20 protein-coding genes are annotated in these 20,486 nt (G+C 61.5%); 12 read left to right on the top strand and 8 right to left on the bottom strand.

The features are described from left to right. Nucleotides 1-111: 111 nt before the first annotated feature. Nucleotides 112-408, bottom strand: coding sequence for a co-chaperone GroES (gene groES, locus NKK47_RS29350; protein WP_006203049.1), 297 nt, complete (start codon nt 406-408; stop codon nt 112-114). 217 nt (nt 409-625) lie between these two features. On the opposite strand from groES, the gene NKK47_RS29345 reads away from it, so the two are divergent. Then, on the top strand, nt 626-1,561 hold the full coding sequence (locus NKK47_RS29345; RefSeq protein WP_352579234.1) for a bifunctional helix-turn-helix transcriptional regulator/GNAT family N-acetyltransferase: 936 nt from the start codon (nt 626-628) through the stop codon (nt 1,559-1,561). 40 nt (nt 1,562-1,601) lie between these two features. Here the strand turns inward: NKK47_RS29345 and NKK47_RS29340 are convergent, their stop codons facing one another. Continuing rightward, the gene (locus tag NKK47_RS29340) at nt 1,602-2,990 is read right to left on the bottom strand and encodes an FAD-binding oxidoreductase (protein ID WP_352579233.1); all 1,389 of its coding nucleotides are present in this window, start codon (nt 2,988-2,990) and stop codon (nt 1,602-1,604) included. A 141-nt stretch (nt 2,991-3,131) separates the two neighbouring features. Here NKK47_RS29340 and NKK47_RS29335 point away from each other — a divergent pair, with 141 nt between their 5' ends. The 6 genes from NKK47_RS29335 to NKK47_RS29310 all read left to right on the top strand — a co-directional run bounded on the left by NKK47_RS29335 (nt 3,132) and on the right by NKK47_RS29310 (nt 10,553). After that, nucleotides 3,132-4,040, top strand: a complete 909-nt coding sequence (locus NKK47_RS29335; protein WP_352579232.1) for a LysR substrate-binding domain-containing protein — start codon at nt 3,132-3,134, stop codon at nt 4,038-4,040. A gap of 156 nt (nt 4,041-4,196) precedes the next feature. After that, on the top strand, nt 4,197-4,676 hold the full coding sequence (locus tag NKK47_RS29330; RefSeq protein WP_352579236.1) for a MarR family winged helix-turn-helix transcriptional regulator: 480 nt from the start codon (nt 4,197-4,199) through the stop codon (nt 4,674-4,676). Continuing rightward, complete coding sequence (locus NKK47_RS29325; RefSeq protein WP_352579231.1) at nt 4,673-5,851, top strand: HlyD family secretion protein; 1,179 nt, start codon at nt 4,673-4,675, stop codon at nt 5,849-5,851. Before NKK47_RS29330 ends, NKK47_RS29325 begins: the two co-directional genes overlap by 4 nt. A 304-nt stretch (nt 5,852-6,155) precedes the next feature. Next, nucleotides 6,156-7,691, top strand: a complete 1,536-nt coding sequence (locus NKK47_RS29320) for a DHA2 family efflux MFS transporter permease subunit (protein ID WP_352579230.1) — start codon at nt 6,156-6,158, stop codon at nt 7,689-7,691. Nucleotides 7,692-7,864: 173 nt separating this feature from the next. Then, on the top strand, nt 7,865-10,000 hold the full coding sequence (locus tag NKK47_RS29315; RefSeq protein WP_352579229.1) for a diguanylate cyclase domain-containing protein: 2,136 nt from the start codon (nt 7,865-7,867) through the stop codon (nt 9,998-10,000). Then, nucleotides 9,927-10,553 carry a putative bifunctional diguanylate cyclase/phosphodiesterase gene (locus NKK47_RS29310; protein ID WP_352579228.1) on the top strand — a complete coding sequence of 209 codons (627 nt, stop codon included), beginning with the start codon at nt 9,927-9,929 and terminating at the stop codon, nt 10,551-10,553. Before NKK47_RS29315 ends, NKK47_RS29310 begins: the two co-directional genes overlap by 74 nt. Before the next feature lie 44 nt (nt 10,554-10,597). Here the strand turns inward: NKK47_RS29310 and NKK47_RS29305 are convergent, their stop codons facing one another. Further along, nucleotides 10,598-11,113: a CAP domain-containing protein gene (locus tag NKK47_RS29305; RefSeq protein WP_023674330.1), complete on the bottom strand. Its 516-nt coding sequence runs from the start codon at nt 11,111-11,113 to the stop codon at nt 10,598-10,600. Between the two features lie 195 nt (nt 11,114-11,308). Continuing rightward, complete coding sequence (locus NKK47_RS29300) at nt 11,309-11,803, bottom strand: MarR family winged helix-turn-helix transcriptional regulator (RefSeq protein WP_051406070.1); 495 nt, start codon at nt 11,801-11,803, stop codon at nt 11,309-11,311. 62 nt (nt 11,804-11,865) lie between these two features. Here NKK47_RS29300 and NKK47_RS29295 point away from each other — a divergent pair, with 62 nt between their 5' ends. After that, a complete protein-coding gene (locus NKK47_RS29295) occupies nt 11,866-12,315 on the top strand; it encodes an SgcJ/EcaC family oxidoreductase (RefSeq protein WP_352458066.1) in 450 nt (149 codons plus the stop codon). 275 nt (nt 12,316-12,590) lie between these two features. Here NKK47_RS29295 and NKK47_RS29290 read toward each other — a convergent pair whose 3' ends face one another. Beyond that, on the bottom strand, nt 12,591-12,956 hold the full coding sequence (locus tag NKK47_RS29290; RefSeq protein ID WP_352458065.1) for a winged helix-turn-helix transcriptional regulator: 366 nt from the start codon (nt 12,954-12,956) through the stop codon (nt 12,591-12,593). A 106-nt stretch (nt 12,957-13,062) separates the two neighbouring features. On the opposite strand from NKK47_RS29290, the gene NKK47_RS29285 reads away from it, so the two are divergent. Then, nucleotides 13,063-13,767 carry a glutathione S-transferase family protein gene (locus tag NKK47_RS29285; RefSeq protein ID WP_352579227.1) on the top strand — a complete coding sequence of 235 codons (705 nt, stop codon included), beginning with the start codon at nt 13,063-13,065 and terminating at the stop codon, nt 13,765-13,767. 143 nt (nt 13,768-13,910) lie between these two features. Continuing rightward, the gene (locus NKK47_RS29280) at nt 13,911-14,735 is read left to right on the top strand and encodes a DUF2189 domain-containing protein (protein WP_352453716.1); all 825 of its coding nucleotides are present in this window, start codon (nt 13,911-13,913) and stop codon (nt 14,733-14,735) included. A gap of 6 nt (nt 14,736-14,741) precedes the next feature. Here NKK47_RS29280 and NKK47_RS29275 read toward each other — a convergent pair whose 3' ends face one another. Then, the gene (locus NKK47_RS29275) at nt 14,742-15,374 is read right to left on the bottom strand and encodes a LysE family translocator (protein ID WP_352579226.1); all 633 of its coding nucleotides are present in this window, start codon (nt 15,372-15,374) and stop codon (nt 14,742-14,744) included. Between the two features lie 119 nt (nt 15,375-15,493). Then, nucleotides 15,494-17,461: a pilus assembly protein TadG-related protein gene (locus NKK47_RS29270; RefSeq protein WP_502905072.1), complete on the bottom strand. Its 1,968-nt coding sequence runs from the start codon at nt 17,459-17,461 to the stop codon at nt 15,494-15,496. 247 nt (nt 17,462-17,708) lie between these two features. On the opposite strand from NKK47_RS29270, the gene NKK47_RS29265 reads away from it, so the two are divergent. Together NKK47_RS29265 and NKK47_RS29260 are read left to right on the top strand one after the other, a co-directional pair. Next, nucleotides 17,709-18,569 (top strand): TIGR01459 family HAD-type hydrolase, encoded by an 861-nt coding sequence (locus NKK47_RS29265; RefSeq protein WP_352579224.1) that lies wholly within the window; start codon nt 17,709-17,711, stop codon nt 18,567-18,569. Between the two features lie 9 nt (nt 18,570-18,578). Further along, nucleotides 18,579-19,562 carry a bifunctional riboflavin kinase/FAD synthetase gene (locus NKK47_RS29260; protein ID WP_352458059.1) on the top strand — a complete coding sequence of 328 codons (984 nt, stop codon included), beginning with the start codon at nt 18,579-18,581 and terminating at the stop codon, nt 19,560-19,562. 78 nt (nt 19,563-19,640) lie between these two features. Here the strand turns inward: NKK47_RS29260 and NKK47_RS29255 are convergent, their stop codons facing one another. Then, entirely contained in the window at nt 19,641-20,195 is a 555-nt protein-coding gene (locus NKK47_RS29255; protein ID WP_352579223.1) for an HdeD family acid-resistance protein, read from the bottom strand. Nucleotides 20,196-20,486 lie beyond the last annotated feature (291 nt).

Genomic DNA, 20,486 nt, shown 5'->3' with positions numbered 1-20,486 from the left:
GCATGCGCTCACGAGCGTCACGGGAGAATTTTACGTCTTTGGCAGCCATTTTTAGCTCCTGGCAGGGGCTTGGATTGAGCCCGAAGATTTAAACGAGGGTGAGGCCGATATTCAGCCGATGATGCCCATAATGTCGGATTCCTTCATGATCAGAAGGTCTTCGCCATTGAGCTTGACTTCGGTGCCCGACCACTTGCCGAACAGGATGCGGTCGCCGGCCTTGACGTCCAGCGGGACGAGCTTGCCGGCTTCGTCGCGGGCGCCGGAACCGACGGCGATGATCTCGCCTTCCTGCGGCTTTTCCTTAGCCGTATCGGGGATGATGATCCCGCCCGCCGTCTTGGATTCGGATTCGACCCGACGAACGACCACGCGGTCATGAAGCGGGCGGAACTTCGACTTTGCCATTTTTTATTCCTCGATGAGAATGGTGAGAACAGTTCCTCCGTCCGGCGGCGCCGGACATGTGGTTAGCACTCATCTTGGGGGAGTGCTAACGTGGCGCTGAAATAGGCTGGCAGCTCGTGCGAGTCAAGGCGCCCGCTGGGCATAATCAGGACAATTGCTTCAAACGGATACTTGACCAAGTCAACTAAATCGCTGATCTTGCCGGGAGGAGGATGCCATGACCATTCATCATCACCCAGCCAAGGAGCGGATCGACGCGGTGCGAGCCTTCAACCGCTTCTACACCCGCCAGATCGGGCTGCTCGACGAAGGGCTGCTGAAAAGCACCTTCTCGCTGACCGAGGCGCGGGTGCTCTATGAGCTGGCGCATCGCGATGGCCTGACCGCCACCGACCTTGCGCGCGATCTCGGCCTCGATGCCGGTTATCTCAGCCGGCTGCTGAAGAAGTTCGAGGAGCGTGATCTGGTCGAGCGCGCCACGATCGAGGCGGATGCGCGGCGCTCGTCGATCGCGCTGACCAAGGCCGGGCGGCAGGCCTTCGCGCCGCTGAACCAGGGTTCGCACGACCAGGTCGCGGCTTTGCTCGAACGGCTTTCGGTTGCCGAACAGGACAGGCTGGTCAAGGCCATGCAGACGGTGCAGCTTCTGCTGGGCGGAAGCGCCGAACCCAAAATTCCCTATATGCTGCGGTCCCTGCAAGTCGGCGACATCGGCTGGATCATCCATCGGCAGGGCCTGCTCTACGCGCAGGAATATGGCTGGGACGAAACCTATGAAGCGCTGGTCGCCGAAATCCTCGGTGCCTTCGTCAAATCCTTCGATCCGAAATGGCAACGCAGCTGGATCGCCGAGCGGGAATGGGAGGTCGTCGGCTCGGTCTTCGTCGTGCGCCAGTCGGACGCGGTGGCGAAATTGCGCCTGCTCTATGTCGAGCCGTCGGCGCGCGGCCTCGGTATCGGCAAGCGGCTGGTCGAGGAATGTATCGGCTTTTGCCGCGCCACGGGTTACACGACACTGACGCTGTGGACCAACGACGTGCTCGCCGCCGCCCGCCACATCTATGAGGCTGCGGGCTTTAAATTGGCCAACGAGGAGCGCCACCATTCCTTCGGCAAGGATCTGGTCGGCCAGAACTGGAATTTGGAGCTGTAGCAGCGCCGCAGAATTTCGAGCATCGGCCTGGGGCGGTCGCTCAGGTCGCAGGCTTAATGTTTTGGTTCAAGCGAAAGAAATTGGTGGGATCATACTTGTTCTTTAGTGCGGCCAACCTCGGATAATTCTCGCCGTAAGCCGCCAGAACCCGATCAGTGCCCTCTTCGCCGAGATTATTCGCATAGACGCCGCCGGTCGAGAACGGTCTCATTGCATCCCACAGGTCGCGCGCCCATCGGATGTGCGTTTCGTCGTCAGACGGATTGTCCCAGATCGATATCGGGAAGCAATCGTAAAGTGCATCTCTGTTGGCGTAGGGCGTTCCGTCCATCGGTACTCGCGAGATGGCGCCGCCAACCTGCTGCAGGACTAGAAGCGATTCGCTGGGTGCAGTCATGTAAGCCGCTAGCATGGTATCGATCGCCTGATCTGTGATTTCGCGCATGAACTGCGCCTTCCAGTAGTAGCGCCGCCCGCGCGGAAAGAGGCTGTCCCCGGCCGATTGGATTTGAAGATAGGGGACAGGAGCAATCCGGCGCTCAACTGGCGTGCCATACTCTCTCAGAGGTTGAATGATTTGCTGGCCTTCGTCGAGTGGGCCGATGTAGCACGCCGATATGCTGAAGAAGCGTTCGCCCGAGGGCGCCGTCACAAGTGCTGCATCCAGGCTCAGCTCATCCGGGGCGCCGCTCGAGAACGCACGATAGAACCGCATCGCTTCGCGTGCCTCTTCGTAGCGGTATAGCATCGATCCCGCGATGAGGAGCGGACCCACGGGATGGAGCTTGTATTCGAAGGTGGTGACTATTCCGAAATTGCCGCCGCCGCCCCGAATGCCCCAAAACAAATCTGCATTTTCGGCCGCGTTTGCCGTGAGCAACCGGCCGTCCGCCGTCACGATTTCGACAGCGACAAGGTTGTCGCAGCTCAGTCCATGTTTGCGGCCAAGCTTGCCGAACCCGCCGCCGAGTGTCAGTCCGGCTATGCCGGTATCCGCGTTGACACCCACGGTCGTCGCAAGACCATGGACCTGTGTGGCTGCATCGAACTCGCCCAGGTTCAGGCCGGCTTCTGCGCGCGCAACACGGCGGATCGGGTCGACTTCGATCCGCTTCATGCGTGACACATCGATCACCAAGCCGCCGTCGCATACCGAACTGCCGGCGACGTTATGACCACCGCCGCGGACGGCGACGAGGAAGCCTTGCGATCGGGCGAAGTTGACGGCCGTGACGACATCGCTGGATTCGGCGCAATAGAAGACAGCCGCCGGCCTCTTATCGACCATGCCATTCCAAACTCTGCGCGCCTGGTCATAGCCAGGGTCGTCCGCAAGGATCAGATCGCCGCTAATCGCCTGCCTGAGCCGGGCGATATCTGGCGCCTGCAACGTCGGCTCGGAACCGTCTATAAGCTTGAACATGCTCATCAAGGGATACCCTTCGTGATCCAGCACGGTTGGACAGGCCGCTGTCGTTCACCGGATCATAATGATCTCATGCGGCGCCATTTCGCTGCAAAATCGAATATCTCAGTCGCTGGATGAGCTAAATTCATCTAAACTGCCTGGATGAGAAAACTTCCGCCGCTCGGGTCGCTTCGCGCCTTCGAAGCCGCTGCCAGGCTGATGAGCTTCAGGAAGGCCGCGACGGAACTCGGAGTGACGCCAACGGCCATCAGCCATCAGATTCGATTGCTGGAGGAGGTCTGTGGGCAACTGCTGTTCCGGCGGCGCCCACGACCGCTCGTGCTCACAGGCGTGGGCGAACGGCTATTCCCGGTAATTTGCAGCGGCTTCGACGCTTTCGCTGCGGCAATAGCATCAGCTTCGGCCGGAGTTGGCCAACGCCCGTTGCGCGTGACGAGCCCAAATGCATTTGCCAGCCGATGGCTGGTTCCGCGCCTGTCGAAGTGGCGCGAACAGCATCCGAACATTCCACTGGAGATCATCGGGACAGACGCTGTTCTGGACCTGCGAGCCGGTGACGCCGACGTCGCGATCCGCTATGCGCGCAGGATGCCGCGGGATGTTCCCGCGCAGGAAATTTTTCGGGACGCATTCTTTCCAGTATGCAGCCCGGAGCTGTTCGCAGGAGGCGACCGACAGATCGAGCGCGCCGCCGATCTGCTGCAATACCCGCTCATCCATTTCAATTGGACGAACCGCGACCCGGAAGCGCCGACTTGGCAACGATGGCTGGCGATCGCACGCTCGATCGATCCCAGCATCCCCAATGCCAACCAGGCATGGGACCTAAGCTTCCGCGAAGAGCTGCACGCGATTGACGCGGTAGCGGCAGGCCAAGGTATCGCTATCTGCAGCGATGTGGTCGTCAGAGGCGAACTCGAGGCTGGCAGGCTAGTCAAGGCACATGATCTCTGTCTGCCAGGCTATGGCTTTTACCTTGCCTGCGTAGCCAATCACCCCCGACAAGCGCATATCGAAGCGTTTTCCGCCTGGATGAGATCGATAGTCTGAGCATCTGAACGCCGATCTTCCGCATGCTCGTCACAAGCGCCCGGCGTAATAAATTGCTAACCACGATCGCCCTGCACCGACTGCCATGCACACTTGCCGGCTTCTGGCACAATCCGGCTCCTTGAATTATGAGCACGCTTATTATATATGTCGCTCATGGTTTCCGATGGCATCGACAGATTGGGCTTTTTGATCCACGATGTGCAGCGCCTGATGCGCAAGCGCTTCGAGGCGCGCGCCAGTGGTTTCGGCCTTTCTTCAGCGCAATGGCGGCTTCTGGTCCGCGTCGCCAAGGAGGCGGGTGTCGCGCAGGCGCGGCTTGCCGAGCTTCTCGAAATCGAGCCGATCAGCGTCTCGCGTCTTGTCGATCGCATGGAGGAGGGCGGCTGGATCGAGCGTCGTCCCGACGCGACCGACAGGCGAGTGCGCATGATTTTCCCGACCGCCAAGGCGAACGCGGCCTACGCCCACGTCAAGAGCCTTGCCGGCGAGGTTTATGAGGAATCGCTCGTGGGCGTTTCGCCAGAAGATCGCCGCGTCCTGGTCAAGGCGCTGGAGATGATGGTGCAGAATCTTGCGGATGGTGAGACGCCGCCCTCGGAAAAAGTGAAGAATACGGAAGGCGCAGCAGCATGAACGCGGTAGCCAAACTAGATGAGAATGCGACCAAGCTGGAGATGGAAGCTCCCGCGAAGCCGGCGGCAGCTCCGGTAACGGTCGCTCCGCAGATAGCTCCGGCGCCGGTGGCGCCGAAGAAGGAGCGCCGTGCCGGCCGCTTCCTTTTGATGTTTGTGCTGCCCGCTGCGTTGATCGCCGGCGGCAGCTATGTCTGGGTGACCGGCGGCCGCTATCAGGAGACCGAGAACGCCAATCTGCAGCAGGCCAAGGTGTCGATAGCCGCCGATACCGCGGGCCGCATCGTTCAGGTCGACATTTTCGACAACCAGTCTGTCAAGCAGGGCGACGTGTTGTTCGCTATCGATCCCGAGCCCTACCGGATCGCATTGGCCCAGGCCGACGCGGCGGTGGCCGGCGCACGGCTCAATGTCGAGCAGCTGCGTGCGGCCTACAGCCAGGCGCTGGCGCAGGAGAAGTCCGACGAAAGCCAGGTCCAGTACGCGCAGTCGCAATATGACCGCGCCGCCGACCTTGCCCAGAAGGGCATCAACGCCAAGTCGTCTCTGGACGAAGCCAAGAACGACCTCGACAAGGCGAAGCAGCAGCTGGCCGTGGCCCAGCAAGGGATCGTCAGCGCCAAGGCGGCACTTGGCGGCAATCCCGACATCGAGACCGACAAGCATCCAACGGTAATGGCGGCGCTCGCCGCACGCGACAAGGCGGCCTACGATCTGGTCCAGACCACGGTCAAGGCACCTGCCGACGGCATCATCAGCCAGGCCGCTTCGTTCAAGGTCGGCCAGTATGTCGGTTCGGGCACGCCGCTGTTTTCGCTGGTTGAGACCGGCGACACCTGGGTCGACGCCAATTTCAAGGAAACCCAGCTCACAAACATGAAGCCGGGCCAGAAGGCCGAAATCGTGGTCGATACCTATCCGGGCAAGACGTTCGAAGCCACCGTCAAGGCGATCGGCGCCGGCACCGGGGCCGAGTTCTCGCTGCTGCCCGCGCAGAACGCCACCGGCAACTGGGTCAAGGTCACGCAGCGCATTCCGGTCCGCCTGGAATTGGCCGATGCCGACGCCAAGACGGCGCTGCGCACCGGCATGAGCGCGACGGTCACGGTGGACACCGGCGTTTCCCGCGGGCTGCCGAGCATTTTCCGCCGCGCCACGGCAGGCGAGGCCAGGTAAAGAGGCCTGGTAGCGGCCGCATAGCAAACAGCGAGATGGATGCAGGATTGGTCCGAGGGAGGCGCAGGAAAAGTTGAATGCGTGGACGGGCTGCGCTGTAGCCTGCCTGAGCAGACAACGCCGCGCAGGATCTTCGGTCCTCAGGTTTCCGGGCGGCAGGCGCCCGCTTGTCGAGACGCTCAGTCGATGTAACCCCCACATCGATGCTCGCGTCCCACCGCGATGAGGGTCTCTCTACAGCGAGGGCCTCGCCGTCCGGAAACCTAATGTACACGTTTTTGTTACCTGCTGGAAGTTTTAGGTCATGAGCAGCCCAGAACCCTTTCGCGAAGTACCGCACCGCGGCCTGATCACAGTTGCGCTCATGCTTGCGACGATCATGCAGGCGCTCGACACGACGATCGCCAACGTTGCGCTGCCGACCATGACCGGCGATCTCGGCGCCTCCCCCGACAACATCAACTGGGTGCTGACCTCCTACATCGTTGCCGCGGCGATCATGACGCCGGTGACCGGCTGGCTTGCCGACCGCTTCGGCCGCAAGGAGCTGTTCCTGACGGCCGTGGTCGGTTTCACCGTCTTTTCAATGCTGTGCGGCATCGCCTGGAGCCTTGAGACCATCGTTTTGTTCCGGCTAATGCAAGGCGTGTTCGGCGCCGCCATCGTGCCGCTGTCGCAGACCTTCCTGCTCGACATCAACCCTAGGGAACGCCACGGCCAGGCCATGGCCATCTGGGGCGCCGGCATCATGCTGGGACCAATCCTTGGCCCGACGCTGGGTGGCTGGCTGACCGAGAATTTCAACTGGCGCTGGGTGTTCTTCATCAACCTGCCGGTCGGCATCATCGCCTTCCTTGGCATGGCCGCATATCTTCCCAGCGTCGCCCGTCGCGTGCGCAGCTTCGATTTCTTCGGCTTCACCATGCTCTCGCTCGGTGTCGGCGCGCTGCAGCTGATGCTCGATCGCGGCGGCGAGGTCGACTGGTTTTCCTCGATCGAGATATGGATCGAGCTTGGTCTTTCCATCACCGGTTTCTGGGTATTCACCATCCACACGTTGACGGCGGAGCACCCCTTTATCGACCCGAAGATCTTCCTCGATCGCAATTTCGTCACCGGGCTCGCGTTCATCTTTGTCATGGGCGTGCTCATCCTGGCGAGCATGTCGCTGCTGCCGCCAATGCTGTCGACCATCTTCGGTTATCCGACCCTCACCATAGGCATCGTCTTGGGCCCGCGCGGTGTCGGCACGATGATCGCGATGCTGTTCGTCGGGCGGATCATGCACAGGATCGATGCCAGGATCCTCGTCGTCATCGGCTTCCTGCTGACCGCGCAATCGCTCTACACGATGTCGAGCTTTTCGCCGCAGATGGACAACTGGCTTATCCTCAGCTCCGGCGTCATCCAGGGCCTTGGAATGGGAATGGTGTTCGTGCCGCTGTCCACCGTGGCTTTCGCCACGCTCGACGCACGCTTCCGCACCGATGCAACGGCGCTGTTCAGCCTGGTGCGCAATCTTGGCTCGTCGATCGGCGTATCGGTGGTGACGGTTCTGCTGGTACGCAACACGCAGATCAACCACGCCGAGCTCTCGGCCTATATCAATGCGTTCAATCCCAACCTCTGGGCGGCATCGCCGGCAGCGGCGGGCGGCGATCCGACGGCGCTGTCGCTGATGGATCGCATGGTCAATATCCAGGCGATGATGATCTCCTACGTCAATGACTTCAAGCTGCTGATGATGATGACACTGCTTGCTGTCCCCTTTGTTTTCCTGCTGCGCAAGCCAAAGGCTGCGCCGCCCGCCGGTGGCGCGCCTGCCGCGCATATGGACTAAGTCTCACGGCTCCGGCACCGCGACCGGCTCACGGCTTCCGTTGCCTGTGCCGGTAGCGTCGGCGTTGAGCCAGGTTCACCTGCCATTAGTATATCCGGACCAATATGCAGTCGCTTTTGGGTTGAAGGCGAGCCTCCTTTGCTTGCCTCAAGCATCAGCGGGAGGAATTGTGTTTGGCCACGAAGTCATCCAGGCAAACCGCCGACGCGCCCGAATCCGCAAATTTGACGACGCTGGCACAACTGGCGACTGCCTCATATGAGGCCCTCGAGCGCGAGCTTCGCGCCACGATTGCGGCACTTCAGGACCAGGCACTGCGGTTCCAGACCGCGATAGAGAACATCTCGCAAGGCATCTGTTTCTTTGATGCCGATGAACGGCTGATCCTGTGCAATCGACGCTATGCGGAAATCTATCGCCTTGCACCGGAGCAATTGCAGCCGGGTGCGGCGCTGCGCGAAATCGTCGAGCGGCGCGTCGCTGTCGGAACCTCGGCAATGAATGCGGACGCTTATCTGGCGTTGGCCCGGGCAGTCAATTCGGGCACGGCTTCGGGGAACTGGACAGCCGAGCTCGCCGATGGCCGGACAATTCAGGTCTGCCATCAGCCGATGCCTGACGGCGGCTGGGTGGCCACGCATGAGGACATCAGCGAGCTCAGCGCCAACCGCTTGGTCGTCGACGAGCGTATCTCCTTGCAGACGCTGATCGACCTGGTGCCTGACTACATGTGGGTGAAGGACACCGAAAGCCGCTTCGTCGTCGCCAACCGAGCCATTGCGTCCGACAGCGGTCGAGACAGCACGAGCGACATGATCGGTCTGAGCGACTTCGACCTTCACGCGCCGGATCTTGCGCAGAAATTTCGCCTCATCGAGCAGCAACTGATGCGCGACGGACAGCCGATGATCGACGAGGAGGAGTTCGTCGTCGATGCGTCAGGCACCGGCAAATGGTTCCTGTCTACGAAACTGCCGTTGAGCAACGTTCAGAACAACATTTTCGGCCTCGTCGGCATTGCCCGCGACATCACTGCGCGCAAGCAGGCCGAAATCCTTCGCGACGGGCAGGCGCATATCCTCGAGATGATCGCAAAGAGCGCTCCCCTCGAAGACGTGCTCGAGCGGCTCATGCGTCTGGTCGAGTCCCAACTGGCGGGGATATTCGGTTCGGTCTTGCTGCTCGACAAGGATGGCAGCCACTTGCGCCACGCCGCCGCGCCGAGCCTGGCGAGAGACTACACCGACGCCGTCGACGGCGCCGCGGTAGGCCCAAGGGCAGGGTCTTGCGGTACCGCAGTCTATCGGCGCGAGCCGGTGATTGTCGCTGACATCATGCAGGATCCGCTTTGGCAGGACTATCGCGAACTCGCGCGGCCACACGGTTTGCGTTCATGCTGGTCGACGCCGATCCTGTCGCATCAGGGCGCCGTGCTCGGCGTTTTTGCGATGTATTCTATGACGGTGCGCGAACCGACCGAGGCCGAGACTCGCCTCATCGATTTCACCACGCGCATCGCCGGGATCGCCATCGAACGCAAACAGGCCGAAGACCGGATCCACTTCATGGCCAATCATGACGTGCTGACCGGGCTTCCCAATCGCGCCTTGTTGGAGGACCGGCTTTCACAGGCGGTCTTGTACGCCCAGCGATACGATCGCTGGGTGACAGTGGTGTTCATCGATCTGGACAATTTCAAATTCGTCAACGACACGCTCGGCCACAATGCCGGCGACGAGCTTCTGAAGATCGTCGCAAGTCGCATGGTCGACTGCGTCCGGGCGACCGATACCGTCGTGCGACTTGGCGGCGACGAATTCGTCGTCGTGCTTTTCGACCAGCCGGCGAACGTCGATCTCGTTTCCGAGACCTTGCAAAAGCTCAGGGCTGCACTCGCCGAGCCGGGTCAGCTCGGAGCGCATCTTGTGCGGGCGACGGCCAGTATCGGCATTGCCAACTATCCCAAGGATGGAACGGATCCCGATATGCTGCTGGCAAATGCCGATGCGGCCATGTATCGCGCCAAGGAGTTCGGCCGCGATAATTTCCAGTTTTACGCTCCGGAGTTCAACACCAGGGCGCATGAAAAATTCGTGCTTCAGGAAGAGTTGCGAAACGCCTTGGCACGTTCGGAATTCACGCTGCTCTACCAACCGCAGGTGGACCTTCGGTCAGGTCGGGGTTTTTGCGGTCGAGGCGCTGATACGCTGGAACCACCCAACGCTTGGCACGGTAATGCCGACGATGTTCATCCCGACCGCCGAGGAGACAGGTCTGATCGTACCGATCGGCGACTGGGTTCTGCATGAGGCGTGCCGGCAGAACAAAGCCTGGCAAGACGCAGGACTGCCGCCCTTGACCGTTTGCGTGAATGTGTCGGCGCGGCAATTCAGGGAGCGCAACCTGATCGATCGCATCGTCAGCGCGCTGAAGGACAGCGGCCTGGAGGCCAGGTATCTCGAGCTGGAGGTGACCGAGAGCCTTATCATGCAGGATATCGAGCTGGCGGTCGCCACCATGAACGCCCTGCAAAGCCTGGGTGTCCAGATCTCGATCGATGATTTCGGCACCGGCTATTCCAGCCTCAGCGCACTCAAGACCTTTCCCGTGGCGCGGCTGAAGATCGACAAGTCCTTCATCAAGGATCTCGCCGCCGACGAGAACGATCAGGCTGTGGCCAGCGCGGTGATTTCATTGGGGCAAAATCTCAACCTGAGGGTCATCGCCGAGGGCGTTGAGACAGATGATCAGGTGGCTTTCCTGCGCAGGAACAATTGCGACGAAATGCAGGGCTATCATTTCAGCAGGCCGGTTTGTGCGCAGGACGTCGAGGAATTGCTCGGCGGCGGCCGCAAAGACTGACGGGTCGGCCATCCTGCAGGCTTCCGCCGACCAAATGGCGGAAGTTATCTGCCGAGCACAAGGCACCAGTAGCGAAGCGTGCTGTCGCGGCCGTCGCGCACATAGGCGAGGCCGAAGCGGGTGAAGCGCGGGTCGAGCATGTTGCGGCGGTGGCCTGGCGAATGCACCCAGATATCAAACAGCTTCTGCTGGTCGAAGCGGCCTTCGGCGATGTTTTCGGCGGCAGCGCCGGCAATGCCATTGTCTTTGACGCGCGAGGCAAAGTCCTTGCCCCAGCCGGTGGTGTGGTTCATTCGGCCGCCGCGCGCCATATAGCCGGCCTGCTGCAGCGCCGCCTGCTCGAGCGGCGCATCGGGGACAAGCGGCCCGAGACCCGCCGAAGCGCGGATGCCGGCCAGCGTGCCTGCGGCGGAGGCAGAGACACCGGCGCCTTCGCCGGTGGGCAGCACGGTGGCGCAGGCGACGAGCCCGGCAAGGGCGCCAAGGCCGGCAGCTCTGAGCAGCACGCGCCTGCTTAGGCTTGGTTGGGCCTCATAATTTTCGATTTTCGTAACGGTCATGCCCGCCTGACATAACCGCGATCATGGCTTTTGCCGGGCAGGGCGGTGAAAATGCGTGATGATGGTTTCGACGTGATGGCACTGTGTCAGATTGATTTCACTGCTCAATCGAAACAGGCTTGCTCGGATGGCGGCATTCGCCCAGGCGGCTGTTCGGGCTCCATACGCCCAGGGGCTCGATACCCAGTCAGGCATTCACGGACCGAGAGTTTCTTTTGCCCCATCTTTGCGGCTTGACGAGCGCTGGCGAGGTATCCTCGGTTGCAAATTTTCTCTGGGGGATATCGCTTGCAGTGACGACCGGAGCGATTCGTACGCCTGAGCACCAAGCAGCCTCCGGTATTGGTCTTCGAGACGCTGATTGAAATCGTGGACGGTCCGGATCACCGCAAGCGCCGCGTTAGTTGCAACGATTAATTTGGCCCGTCGGTCGTTCGGATCATGCGAGCGCCGAACATAACCGAGGCGCTCCAGTTCATCGATCAACTCACCCATCGATGCTTTGCCAATGCCCGCACGCTCTGCGAGGACGCTGGGTCGGGTTCCCTCCGCGTCGATGTTGGCGAATACAGCGCCGTGTTTGGGCTTGATTGCCGAATGGCCGCTCTCCCGGAGAACCTGGACCAAAGCGCTCGCCGACGATTGATAAGCATAGAGAAGCAGAGACTGCGTGTATGGCTGATTATCCATCTTTCCAAACTTATATGGTGCCCATATAGTATGGCAACCGAACTATATGACAGGAGATCAGCATGGCTACGGGCAACGTCCGAACTGAAGGGGTGGAAAGTGTCGCGCACAGGCTGATCGAAGCTTGGAATCGTCACGATGCTCGCGCCTTTGCCGCCGTATTCGCGGCAGATGCCGAGTTTACAAACGTCTTCGGTATGCAGGCGACTGGGCGTGACAAGATCGAGCAGTTCCATGCCCCAATTTTTGAGAAGATGTTCAAGCACAGCCATCTATCCGCCGAAAGCGTGCGGAACAAGCTTGTTCGCCCTGATGTTGCCACGCTCAACCTGCGGTGGTCCATGACTGGCGCGCTCGATCCGATGGGAAACGAATGGCCGCGTCGGCGCGGATTAATCAGCGTAGTGGCGACGCGGGATCATGACAAATGGTTGATTGCAACGATGCACAATATGGAACTTGGGGACGATCAAATGGCAAAGTCTCAGGAGAAACTTCAAGAGGATAAGTAGGCTCTTCGTTCACGTCAGGATCGAAAGCGACAGCCAGCCAGCATGGTCAAGCCGATCTGATCGGGCAACGAGATCGAACGGCGGGTCAGGTGATCGGGATTGGCGAGTTATGCTACAGGAGTTGGTGCCGGATGGCGGTGCCTTGTCCCGGTTTGGCTGGCCACAATGGCGCGCGCCATAGCCGGTCGCCTTGGTCTAGCGGAATCTAATGTATGAACGGCTTGGAGCGCTCTGGGCTCTCGCCGGCGTTTTTTGCGGCGGTGATCGCCGGTCGGCTATTCCGCCGCCACGAGTTTGGCTTCCGGCGTCGATGTAGCCCGGTCGGCCCGATCGTCCTCGGTATCTTCCCACCAATCGCCCAGGGCGTCGATGAGCGGCACAAGCTTGAGACCGGGCTCCGTCAGGTCGTAATCCACGTGTAGCGGATAGCCGGCATGCGCTGTTCGCCGCACAATCCCGGCTTCCTCCAGCTTGCGTAGTTCGAGCGCCAGGATGCGGTGCGACACTGTCGGATTGTCACGCCTCAGGTCGCTGAAGCGCTTGGTACCGTCCTTGAGATAATAGAGCAGCAAGGTGGGCCAGCGACCGCTGAGCACACGCATGGTCTCCTCGATCGGGCAGCGTGAGACGACATCTTTCATGGCGGGGACCTGGTTACAGAATAGTGCGTAATTTACATGGGGCGACCAGCGTTTAGGGTCAAGTTTCGCTGCGCAGCGTGACCCCTAACATGGAAGAGAGAAAGAAATGGAACCTATTCTCCTTTACGGCTTCCCGCTGGGAAGTTCGATGGGGCTTGTCGCTGCATTTGAACGCGTCGGACAACCCTACCGCCTGTGTCGCGTCGATATGCTCACTGAGATGAAGAACGACGCCTATGCCAGCATCAACGGCCGTCAGGAAACGCCGGTGTTGATCACGGACGAGGGCAGGGTGCTCACCGAGACCATGGCGATTGCCGCCTGGCTCGAAGCCCGCGACACGCAACGCCGTATCAGCTTCGATCCTCGCTCGCCGGAGGGCGACCGGATGCATCAGCTGATGGCTTTCGTGAACACCGGTTTCACCGCCGCTTTCACCCCGCTCTGGGCGGCATATGAAATGGAGTCGGCCGAACCGGTGCTGCTGGCGACCTTGCGTGATTTCGGCCGCAAGGTCGTTACCAACCGCCATGACCAGCTTGAGGCGATGATCCTCGACACGGATTTCCTGGTCGGCGACCGGCTGACGCTTGCCGATACCACGCTGATCGGCGTGGCGCGCTGGGCGGAGTTCCACCAGGCGGTCGACGGCGCCGCTTATCCCAGGGTGGCGGCGCTACGCCGCCGCATCGAAGCCGATCCGGCCGTGCGATACGCGCTCGTTGTCGAGGCTGGCGAAAAGCCCGCCGGGTCAGGCGCTTGCCTCGGTCACGTGCCGCTGGCCGAGGTGATCGATCGCTTCGCGGCCTAATCCGCTCGTTCAGCCGCCCGGCGCCCCGGCGCCGGGCGGTGGCGACAAGCACGCCGGGATCCGCTATCATACGGGCGTTCTTGAAGTGGCAGCTGCGGGCGGCCATCCTGGCGGTGACCGCCCCGACACACGGGAGAAAGGTTATGGCCGGCTTTCATGTAATGGCGGACGCACGTGGAATGCATGTACAGCCCACGGTGCGCCGCATCAGCACCGAGGATCTGATCGATGCGCTCCGTCTCGGCGTAGAGGATTTTTGGGCCAAGCCGTCGCATTATGTGTTCCTGTGCCTGATCTATCCGGTGGTCGGCCTGATCCTGACGCAGTGGACCTCGGGCTCGAACGCCATCCAGCTCATCTATCCGCTGATGTCCGGCTTCGCTTTGGTCGGTCCGTTCGCCGCTATCGGCCTTTACGAAATCAGCCGCCGGCGCGAGTTCGGCATGGATACATCCTGGTGGCATGCGCTCGACGTGCGCCACTCCCCGGCGCTGCCCGCGATTGCAGTCATCGGTATCATGCTGGTGGTACTGTTCCTGCTCTGGCTGTTCACCGCGCAATCGATCTACACCAGCCTGTACGGCAATCAGCCTCCGGCCTCTATCGTCGGCTTTATTCGCGAAGTGCTGACGACCAGCAAGGGCTGGACACTGATCCTGCTCGGCAACCTGGCCGGGTTCGCCTTCGCCGCGATCGTGCTGGCGACGACTGTCGTCGCCTTTCCGCTGCTGCTCGACCGCGATGTCGGCGCGGTCTCGGCAGTCGAGACGTCGGCAAGGGCAGTTATGACAAACCCGCTGCAGATGGCGCTGTGGGGCCTGATGGTCGCCGTGCTCCTGGTCATCGGCTCGATCCCGCTATTTGCCGGGCTTGCCGTCGTCATGCCCATCCTTGGCCACGCGACCTGGCATCTCTACCGCAGGGTGGTCGAACCGGAGCGGGCACAGCAGGTCAGGCGGCCGATGTAGGACCGATCAGCGTTGCGCGTCGGTTGCCATCTTGACGGCCAGCGCGGTCAGCACCGTGCCCATCATCCAGCGCTGGATCACCAGCCATAGCGGCCGCCCGGCGAGGAAGATGGCGATCGAGCCGGCCGTCACCGCGACGATGGCGTTGACGGTCAGGCTGATCGCGACCTGCGTGGCACCGAGCACCAGAAGCTGCGACAGCACGTGGCCCTTGCCGGGGCTGATGAATTGCGGCAGCAGCGACAGATAGAGCACTGCCACCTTCGGGTTGAGCAGGTTGGTCATCAGGCCCATGGCGAACAGCTTGCGCGGCCTGTCTTTCGGCAGTTCGCGGATCTGGAAGGGCGAGCGCCCGCCGGGCTTCACCGCTTGCCAGGCGAGCCACAGCAAATAAAGCGCGCCGGCAAGGCGCAGCACATCATAGGCAAAGGGCACGGCGAGCAGCAGCGCGGTGATGCCGAACGCCGCCGACAGCACATAGAACAAAAAACCGAGCGCCACACCGCCCAGCGAGATCAGCCCGGCCTTCGGCCCTTGCGACAGCGAGCGCGAGATTAGATAGATCATGTTCGGGCCGGGCGTCAGCACCATGCCGAGGCAGACCAGCGCGAAGGCAAGGTGGTTGGCGGGTTCAGGCAAGAGCGCATCTCCGGGTGGGGACACTCACCACATGCTTCCATCACCCGCAAGGGCATGACGGCAGGAGCCTTTGCGCTAGCGCGCCGGGCCCCCTGCCTTAGTTGCCAATCCCATCGCCTTCAGCCGACGATGCGCAGGTTCGACAATTCGTTGGCGATTTCCTTGAAATTGTCGGACAGCGTCGCGCCGGTTGCATTCCAGAACAGCTTGGCAGGCTTGCTCGGGTCGGCCGAATCCTTGCGGAAGCGCGAATCCGACGAACACGCCTTCAGCGCATCGATTGCCTTCTTGTCGCTGGCATCTGTGGGCGACAGGTCGAGCGCCACCGTCATCACCAGAATGTTCGAATTCTTTGCATTGGCGCAGAGCGTTTTCATCTGCTCGTCGAGTGCTGCCGTGTAGTTGGCACCGGTATAGGTGGTCTTGCCGATATCGGTGCTGGTATTCATGAACAGGCGGGTTACGCTTCCAGATCCCGGATAGGTCAGCCCAGTGTAGCCGTAGGCGGCGTAGGTCGACCTGTTGTTGGCGTAGCTGCCGTCGCTGACTGCACTATAAGTATTGGCTCCGTCGGTCAGCACCACGACCACCTTGTCGTTGCCCCTCTCGCTGTTCGGCCGACCATCGGTGAACGGTGGGTTGCTCGATACAGTTCGCCAGCCCCAGGCAAGGCCCTCCGGCACGTTGGTGTTGCCGTTCGGCGCCATGGCGTCGATGGCGTCCTTGATCTCCTGCTTCTCTGCGTCCTGGCTGACGTCCTTCAACGGCGTGGTCGGGTTGGTGGTGCAGGAGGAATTCGGTCCATCGCCCGCGGCTGCGGATTGCGAACCGTATGGTTTTACCAGGAAATATTTGCGCATGTCAGACTGGCGCTGGGAGGCGGTAGGACCGGCGACATAGGGCCAATCGGCCCACCAGTTGTTGCCGTAATTGTAGGACGTGCTGATGACGTCGTTGATGCCGTCACGGTTGAAATCGAGCCACAGAGTGCCAGCCTCATCCGGGGCGAACATCGGCACGAAAAGCGTGGCCGGCGCGGCTGTATCGGGCGTGGTGTCGTCGACATTGTAGGGATATGGCCGTGCTTCGACGCAACCTTGCCAACTCGCATAGCGGCTTGTGGTGTAGATATATTCCGGTGCGCTCCAGTGGCCGTACTGGCAGGTGCCGTTCTTCTTGTATGTGTCGCAGACATATTGCTTCGAATTGGGTACCTCTTCGCGGCCCGATTCGACCGTCATATCGGCGTAGAGGCTGAAACGCGTCAGCGGCTGGTCCTTGGTCTCGCCCCAGCCGGTGCCGCGCTTGTACCAGACGCCGTTGAGCTTCTCGGCATATTTGTCCGGATTGTTGGCGGCACTCATCGTCGTCCAGTCGAAATCCTCGTGCTGGATCGGGGAGATGCCGTCCTGATCCATCCAGCCGTCCTGGTCGTGGGTAGGGCCGACATTGACCGAGGCCGCAAACGGCACGAGAGAAAACTGCACCGGTTTGGTGATCTGCTTCATCTGCTGCGCCTGAAGCGCCAGCGTATCGACAAGCTGCTTGGCGGCCGACTTCAGCAGGTCTATTCGCTTCTCGCCGGTGCCGGAGCCGAGATCGCTCATCGAGCCGGAATTATCCAGTACAAGCGCGACTTCGAGGGTGTTCTTGAGGCGGAGTTCCGAACATTCGGTGAAGGTCGTGTCGCTTGCCGTGCCGCCGATCAGCAGGCTGGCGGCCGGTAGAAAATAGGGGTGGAAGGTGAGGCCGGCGCAGAGCTTCAAGGTGCCGCCGCCGGCATTGTTGTTGGGCAGCGTGACGGTCAGCGCTGTGTTCGCCGGGTCGATACGTGCGAGATTGGTTTCGAAAAATGTCTTGGCGTAGGCCTTGACGTCGTCGTCGCTGGCGCCGGCAACGATCTGCTGGGCAGCGGCGAGGCCGGCCGCATCAAGTGCGTTCAGCGTTTCGTGCTTTTGGCGCAGCAACTCCCCGTAATCGACACTGAGCGCCAGACCGGCCATCAGCGGCACAATGGTGATTGCAGTCATTAACGAGTAGTTGCCACGTCTGTCGTGTCGGAATTCACCGATTATTGCCTTCAGCATTCCCGCCCGCCCCATTTCTCCCGGACGATGCCATGCATGTTTAAATTTCCGATTGCTGAAATGCGTTCAAGGTCGACACGGTTTTTCAATGCCCGTTAACCACACGTCCTCGCCGGCGTCCCCGGGCGGCAATCTTGCGGGCACAACGAAAGCTGGTGACAGAGCGAAATGCTTCGGTTAATCCGGGCCGGCCGCTACGGACCGTCGGTCGCGGCGCTTGCAAGCATCATAGTACAGGGACAACGGCATGGCGGATTCGCCCGACATCATTGGTTCGCTCGCAGACCTGTCGGGAGTCTATTCAGCCATCCTGTGCGATGTCTGGGGCGTGGTGCACAATGGCGAATGGCATTTCCCGGCGGCGGCTGCCGCGCTGATCGCTGCTCGCGCGGCGAAAATACCTGTCGTGCTGATCACCAATTCGCCGCGTCGCAGCGCCGACGTGGTGGCACAGATGAACGCCATCGGCGTTCCTCCCGCCGCCTACGACCGTGTCGTGACGTCCGGCGACGTTACCCGCGACCTGATCGCCGAAGGGCCGCGAAAGATCTTCCATATAGGCGCCGATCGGGATTTCACGCTCTATGAGGGCCTCGACGTCGAACTCGTCGAGGAGTTCGAAGCATCCAGCGTGGTCTGCACCGGCCTGTTCGATGACGAGGTGGAGAAGCCGGAAGATTATGCCGATCTGCTGCAGAGGCTGCGTGCCAGGAACCTGCCCTTCATTTGCGCCAATCCCGACATCGTCGTCGAGCGCGGCGAACGCATGATCTGGTGCGCAGGCGCTTTGGCCCGCGAATACGCACAGCTTGGCGGACGCACGCTGATCGCCGGCAAACCCTACGCGCCGGTCTATGACGTCGCCATGAAGGAGATCGCCGTCATTCTCGGCCGCCCGGTCGAGCGTTCGCAAGTTCTGGCCATCGGCGACGGCATGATGACCGACATCAAGGGCGCGGCCGACAATGGCTTCGACGTGCTCTACGTATCGGGCGGCATCCATGCCCGCGATTACGGTGAGACGCTGCAGCCGGATCCGGCCAGGCTCGCGGCCTTCCTGGAAAAATATGGCTACAGGCCGGTCGCGGTGATTCCCAGGCTGCAATAGGTTCAAGCCATGACGGCCATGTTCGAACGCATTTCCGCAACCGCACCGCTGCCGGCCCATCTGCGCGGCGGCGTGGTGGCTATCGGCAATTTCGACGGCGTCCACCGCGGCCACCAGGCGGTGCTCGAACGCGCGCGCGCCGAAGCGGAGCGTCGCGGCGTACCCGCCCTGGTGCTGACCTTCGTACCGCATCCGCGAAAGGTGTTTAGGCCGGACATGCCGTTGTTCGTGCTGACGCCGCCGCCGATGAAGGCGCGGCTGTTGTCGCATCTGGGCTTTGCGGCGCTGGTCGAGCAGCCGTTCACACGCGAGTTCGCCTCCTTGTCGGCGGAGGCTTTCGTCACCGGCGTGCTCGAGCGCAACCTCGGCATAAGCCACGCCGTCACCGGCTTCGATTTCCATTTCGGCAAGGACCGCCAGGGCGGTCCGGCCTATCTGATGGCTGCCGGCGAGCGCCACGGCTTCGGCGTCACGCTGGTGGATGCGTTTCGCGACGAAAGCGCCGAGGTGGTGTCGTCGAGCCGCATACGCACGCTGCTGTGCGAGGGCAATGTGGCCGAGGCCGCCGGCTTGCTCGGCTACCGTTTCACCGTCGAGGCGGAGGTGATCGGCGGCCAGCAGCTCGGCCGGACACTCGGCTTTCCGACCGCAAACATGACGCTTTCGCCGGAAGCCACCCTCAAGGAAGGGATTTATGCCGTCCGCTTCCGCCGCGCCGACGGTTCGCTACGCGATGGCGTCGCCAGCTTCGGCCGCCGGCCGACGGTCGACGACAATGGCGCGCCGCTGCTGGAGACCTTCGTCTTCGACTTTTCCGGCGACCTCTATGGCGAGATTTGTGCCGTGTCCTTCTTCGGCTACCTGCGCTCGGAGGTGAAGTTCGACGGGCTTGACGCGCTGGTCGCCCAGATGAAGCGTGACGAGGCCGAGGCGAAGGCACTGCTCGCCGGCGTCAGGCCGCTTTCCGGGCTGGACGCGGCCATAGCTTTTTAGAGCATGGTCCCGAACCGAAGGTCAGCGCAGCAAAAAGTGGGATCCGGTTTTCCGATTAAGATCATGCTCAACCAGAATTTATCTCTTCAGCGCCAAGCCAAGGGCGATGAAGGTCCAGCCCTGGAAGATCAGGTCGACGGCCAGGAACAGGCCCAGCACCCACACGCTGTTGACCGGCCAGCCCATGGCGATGACCAGTCCCGCCAGCGCGCTGATGACGCCGGCCGCGACCACCCAGCCCCAGCCCGGCTGCGGCCGGTGGCTGTAGCCTACCCAGGCCCTGAGCACGCCTGAGGCAAGCAGCGCGACCGCCAGGAGGAAGGTCAGCACCGTCGAGGCGAGGACGGGATTGTCGAAGGCGAAGAAGCCGGCGACGGCGTAGAGGAGGCCGCTGAGCAGCCAATAGAAGAAACGGCCCCATGTCTTCACGCCGAAGGCATGGATGATCTCGACAATGCCGGCCATCAGCATCAGCCAGCCCACGACAAAGACCGAGGCGACGGTTGCGATGAACAGATTGCCGAAGGCAATGCCGCCGAAGACAAGCAGCAGCACCCCGAGCGCGACGAACCATCCCCATTTCGCCCGCGTCTGGCTGATCGCATCTTTCAAGGCGTCGCCGTGCAGTGTCATCGCCCTCTCCCTCAAGACTACTTGGCCTTTTTGTCGGCTTTGAAGGTAACGCCGATAGGCCCTCTCGTAAAGCGAGCAGGCTGTGAGGGTCACACCCATGCTCGGGCGGTACGCCTGCGAGACGTCTGCTTTTGGCAAGAGCAGCCGCTGCGAGTTCATTTCCGTGAAACGTGGGCTTGTGCCTCGTGCCAAACCGGTGGTCACGCTGAGGTTTAGTTGGAGAATAGCTCCTGTCCGCAAAGCGGCCGCAACGTCGAGCTTAGATACAGAGCCCGACCTCCAAATGCCGCA

It is taken from the genome of Mesorhizobium sp. M0019 (assembly GCF_040323975.1).
Taxonomy (GTDB): Bacteria; Pseudomonadota; Alphaproteobacteria; order Rhizobiales; family Rhizobiaceae; genus Mesorhizobium.
This window is presented reverse-complemented; position numbering and strand designations above follow the sequence as displayed.